At 56.9% G+C, this 3928-nt stretch carries 5 protein-coding genes; all 5 read right to left on the bottom strand.

Translation table 11 applies throughout. The annotated features are described in order from the left end of the window. Positions 1-118 (bottom strand): 2-oxoglutarate dehydrogenase E1 subunit family protein (locus AC1DVH_RS27385; protein WP_477756426.1); only part of this gene is annotated, 118 nt, incomplete at its 3' end. A gap of 261 nt (positions 119-379) precedes the next feature. Next, complete coding sequence (locus AC1DVH_RS27380) at positions 380-1084, bottom strand: succinate dehydrogenase iron-sulfur subunit (RefSeq protein ID WP_003223007.1); 705 nt, start codon at positions 1082-1084, stop codon at positions 380-382. Between the two features lie 11 nt (positions 1085-1095). Then, entirely contained in the window at positions 1096-2868 is a 1773-nt protein-coding gene (gene sdhA, locus AC1DVH_RS27375) for a succinate dehydrogenase flavoprotein subunit (protein ID WP_477756425.1), read from the bottom strand. Between the two features lie 3 nt (positions 2869-2871). Then, the gene (gene sdhD, locus AC1DVH_RS27370; protein ID WP_007977503.1) at positions 2872-3240 is read right to left on the bottom strand and encodes a succinate dehydrogenase, hydrophobic membrane anchor protein; all 369 of its coding nucleotides are present in this window, start codon (positions 3238-3240) and stop codon (positions 2872-2874) included. After that, positions 3234-3608: a succinate dehydrogenase, cytochrome b556 subunit gene (gene sdhC, locus AC1DVH_RS27365; RefSeq protein ID WP_477756424.1), complete on the bottom strand. Its 375-nt coding sequence runs from the start codon at positions 3606-3608 to the stop codon at positions 3234-3236. The genes sdhD and sdhC overlap by 7 nt, the downstream gene beginning before the upstream one ends. Positions 3609-3928: the final 320 nt, after the last annotated feature.

Raw genomic sequence — 3928 nt, 5'->3', positions numbered from 1 at the left:
CTTCTGGCACAGCGTTAGGGTCGTGCAGGTAGAGCTCGTAGAGCTCTTCCACATAGGCAGCGTTACTACCGGATAGGTAGGCGCTGTTCCACATGCGCTGCATCACGCTTTCTTGCATGCTTGGTCACCCTCGGTTAGGGGAACACCATCGGTGTCGACACCGAGCAAACTTGCAGAAGTCCGAATGCAGCGACCAAAACAAGCCACTAGGATCACACTGATAGTCCGGGTACCAGCCCGGATGCCCCTGCTTGTCTCATTTCTTCAAAATAAGAGCCGCAGCCTTTTAAGCTGCTGCTCAGGTTAAAACTACGGCGCCGGTTGAAGCCCGCGCCGTAGCATCTACGGGTACTGCGGTCCTACGGGTACAGCAGCTGAATCACACGCCGCTCGAGAGCAACATGTTACGGATGTGACCGATGGCCTTAGTCGGGTTCAGGCCTTTCGGACATACGTTGACGCAGTTCATGATCCCGCGGCAGCGGAATACGCTGAACGGGTCATCCAGCGAAGCCAGACGCTCGGACGTCTTGGTGTCACGGCTGTCTGCCAGGAAGCGGTACGCTTGCAGCAGAGCAGCTGGACCCAGGAACTTGTCCGGGTTCCACCAGAAGGACGGGCAGGAAGTCGAGCAGCAAGCGCACAGGATGCACTCGTACAGACCGTCCAGCTTTTCACGCTCTTCAGGGGACTGCAGACGTTCGATGGCCGGAGCCGGCGTGTCGTTCTGCAGGTATGGCTTAACCTTCTCGTATTGCTTGTAGAAGATGCTCATATCGACGACCAGGTCACGGATAACCGGCAAACCTGGCAGCGGACGAACGATCAACTTGTTACCTTTTACGACGGCAGACAGCGGCGTGATGCACGCCAGGCCGTTTTTGCCGTTGATGTTCATGCCGTCGGAACCGCAAACACCTTCACGACAAGAGCGACGATAGGAGAAACCTTCGTCCTGCTCTTTGATCAGGGCCAGCACGTCCAGCACCATCAGGTCTTTACCACCGGTATCGACCTGGAATTCCTGCATGAACGGCGCGGCGTCCTGATCAGGGTTGTAACGATAAACGCTGACTTGCAACATGGCGGCCACCCTTAATAAGTCCGAATCTTAGGTTCAAAAGTCGGAACAGTCTTCGGCGAGAAGTTCACGGCACGCTTGGTCACGCGCTTGTCACCCGGGAAGTACAGGGTGTGGCACAGCCAGTTTTCGTCGTCACGATCTTCGAAGTCTTCACGGGCGTGAGCACCACGGGACTCTTTACGTACTTCTGCAGCGATGGCGGTGGCTTCGGCCACTTCCAGCAGGTTCTGCAGTTCCAGCGCTTCGATACGTGCAGTGTTGAACGCCTGCGACTTATCGTTGATCTTCACGTTGGCGATACGGGTACGCAGCTCAGCCAGTTGGGCAATACCCTTCTGCATGTATTCGCCGGTACGGAATACACCGAAGTAGTTCTGCATGCAGTTTTGCAGTTCGCGACGCAAGGTAGCCACGTCTTCGCCTTCGGTACGCTCGTTCAGAGCGGACAGACGTGCCAGGGCCGCATTGATGTCGGCATCGGTGGCGTCGTCGTATTCGATACCGTCGGTCAGCGCCTTTTCCAGGTGCAGGCCGGCAGCACGGCCGAATACCACCAGGTCGAGCAGCGAGTTGCCGCCCAGACGGTTGGCACCGTGAACCGATACGCAAGCCACTTCACCCACTGCGAACAGACCAGGGATGATTTCATCGACGCCTTCGCCGTTCTGGGTGATTGCCTGACCGTGAATGTTGGTCGGAACGCCGCCCATCATATAGTGACAGGTCGGAACAACCGGAACCGGAGCAACAACCGGGTCAACGTGTGCGAAAGTCTTCGACAGTTCGCAGATGCCTGGCAGACGGCTGTGCAGCACTTCCTCGCCCAGGTGGTCGAGTTTGAGCATCACGTGGTCGCCATTCGGACCGCAACCGTTGCCGGCGATGATTTCCTTAACCATCGAACGGGCAACGACGTCACGACCGGCAAGGTCTTTGGCGTTCGGAGCATAACGCTCCATGAAACGCTCGCCGTGCTTGTTGATCAGGTATCCACCTTCACCACGGCAACCTTCGGTAACCAGTACACCAGCGCCGGCGATACCGGTCGGGTGGAACTGCCACATTTCAATGTCTTGTACCGGCACGCCAGCACGCAGCGCCATACCAACGCCGTCACCGGTGTTGATCAGGGCGTTGGTGGTCGAAGCGTAGATACGGCCTGCACCGCCGGTCGCCAGCACGGTGGCTTTGGCGCGGATGTAGGTGGTTTCACCGGTTTCGATGCAGATCGCGATCACACCGACGAACTCGCCTTCGCCGTTCTTCACCAGATCAACCGCGTAGTACTCGTTCAGGAACACGGTACCGGCTTTCAGGTTGCCCTGATAAAGGGTGTGCAGCAGTGCGTGACCGGTACGGTCGGACGCAGCGCAAGTACGAGCAGCCTGGCCGCCCTTACCGTAATCCTTCGACTGACCGCCGAATGGACGCTGGTAGATACGACCCTGCTCGGTACGCGAGAATGGCATGCCCATGTGGTCCAGCTCGTAAACGGCAGCCGGGCCCTCCTGACACATGTATTCGATAGCGTCCTGGTCACCGATGTAGTCGGAACCCTTGACGGTATCGTACATGTGCCAGCGCCAGTCATCGTTCGGGTCAGCAGACGCGATTGCGCAGGTGATGCCGCCTTGAGCGGATACAGTGTGCGAGCGGGTCGGGAAAACCTTGGTGATCACGGCAGTCTTGTGACCGCCCTGTGCCAGTTGCAGCGCTGCGCGCATGCCGGCACCGCCACCACCAATAATGATGGCGTCGAAAGAAATCGTTGGAATGTTAGCCATGAATCAGATACCCCAGAGAATCTGCACACCCCAGACGAAGTAAGCGAACATCGCAACGCCGCATACTGCCTGGAAAAGGAAACGCACTGCAGTCGCGGACTTGCCCAGCGCCATCGGCGTCAGGTAGTCGGTCGCGATGGTCCACATGCCGACCCAGGCGTGAGCACCCAGGGCCACAAGGGCCAGCAGACTGAAGATACGCATCCCGTTGTGGGCGAACAGGCCGTGCCATTGGTCGTAGCCAATGCCMGGGTTCGCAGCRAGGTATCCGATCAGGAAAATGAAATAAGCCGCGAGAACGACCGCAGACACACGTTGCGCCATCCAGTCATACAGACCGGAACGCGAAAGGTTCGTAACGCTGGTTACCATATCCAAACTCCTGCCAGAACGATCAACACCACGGAAACGGCGATGATAATTTTCGAGCCCAGGCGGCCGCCTTCCAGCGTCTCACCGATGCCCATGTCCATAATCAAATGGCGCACACCGGCTACCAGGTGATAAAGAAGAGCGGACAGGAGGCCCCATGCTACGAACTTGGCCAGCGGGCTGGTCAAGGTTGCCTTCACGTCGGCAAAACCTTCCTCGGAACCCAGGGATTTGCYCAATGCATAAAGCATGAAGCCAAGGCCCAGGAAGAGGATGATGCCGGAAACACGGTGAAGAAACGACGTAACGCCGGTGATGGGGAGTTTGATGGTCCTTAGGTCTAGGTTTACAGGTCGTTGGCTTTTCACGGCTTTTTTTTCACACTGAAGAGCCCCTAACAATCAGGGCAAAGTTGTTGGGGAGTGCACTGGTCAGGTAACCACCACCCAGGGATGCGACCCCCAATAAAGCAGGCCCAAAAGCCCCTGGCGGTCGGTGGCCGAGTATAGACAGTTAGGCTACTAATGACAACGCAAAGACCTAACCCAAACAGCTGATTGCGCAACTGACATAAAAGGCGTAAATGGCAGCCAATTTCGAGAAAAAAGTCCGGTTAAAGCCTTCTGGAGCAAGACTTTAGGCAAATTGACATACGAATTTATCTCACTATAGTGGTGCGGGAACTGCT

Source organism: Pseudomonas sp. P4_C3 (assembly GCF_056402075.1).
Note: the sequence above shows the minus strand (reverse complement) of the source record. Positions and strands in the feature narration are given on the sequence as shown.

Bases quoted from the DNA above. Each gene is read 5' to 3' on its own strand.
- AC1DVH_RS27380 (WP_003223007.1), bottom strand. From the start codon at position 1,084: ATGTTGCAAGTCAGCGTTTATCGTTACAACCCTGATCAGGACGCCGCG.
- sdhA (WP_477756425.1), bottom strand. From the start codon at position 2,868: ATGGCTAACATTCCAACGATTTCTTTCGACGCCATCATTATTGGTGGT.